Raw genomic sequence first — 689 nt, forward strand, 5'->3', positions numbered from 1 at the left:
AAATGCCTAGGAACAAAACTCGGGGCACTTTTGTCAATATGAAATTTAGCGCACCACCGGCTCAGGGGTTGGGAGAACGAAAAAGTGAAGTCAACAATTCATTTCTTCATTCCTTTAGAGGTCTTGATTCCGGTGCCAGATGGTTATCCATTCACGCGTTTTCCTTCCGGTATTTCGGGTGTGAACACGCATAACCCTGAACCTACTCCTGATGGAATCCACTTTGTCTTTCATCATATAGCGGTGGATGCGCCATCTCATTTGGGCGTTGAGGCTAGTCTGCTTGCGGCGTCACTCCGTACAGGAGAGCTTCCACGCGCTGCCGAACATTTGCAAGAGAACCGAAAGAATTTTCAAACGGTAGTCGAGGCGATGGTTGAGTTGGGAGAGCAAGGGTTTTCTAGAAAGTCGGATTATGCTGTGGGGCGGGGCATTTCTTCTCAATCATTGGCTTTTGATTATGCCATCGCTGAGCTTAATGTTCTACTCCGTGCGATTTCGTTCGCTCAGCGATTTCCAATCAAAAGCATTTCACGTGAATCCGCTGCTCCAATCGTTTCTTATGCTTTTTCTTCAGTTAAGCCATGGGAAATGATTGGCAATGGTAAACTTCCCAAATTGAAAAAGCTGGGTTTATTCAAACTCAACCTTAACTATCCCTTAAGCGGCCCTTCCGGTTTTAGAGTGCG

1 pseudogene is annotated in these 689 nt (G+C 46.3%); it reads left to right on the forward strand.

The annotated features are described in order from the left end of the window. Positions 1-84: 84 nt before the first annotated feature. Positions 85-689 (forward strand): annotated as a pseudogene (locus HMPREF3149_RS13490) (hypothetical protein); the annotation flags it as partial.

This window comes from Corynebacterium sp. HMSC05E07 (genome assembly GCF_001807225.1).
In the GTDB taxonomy this organism is placed as follows: Bacteria; Actinomycetota; Actinomycetes; order Mycobacteriales; family Mycobacteriaceae; genus Corynebacterium; species Corynebacterium singulare.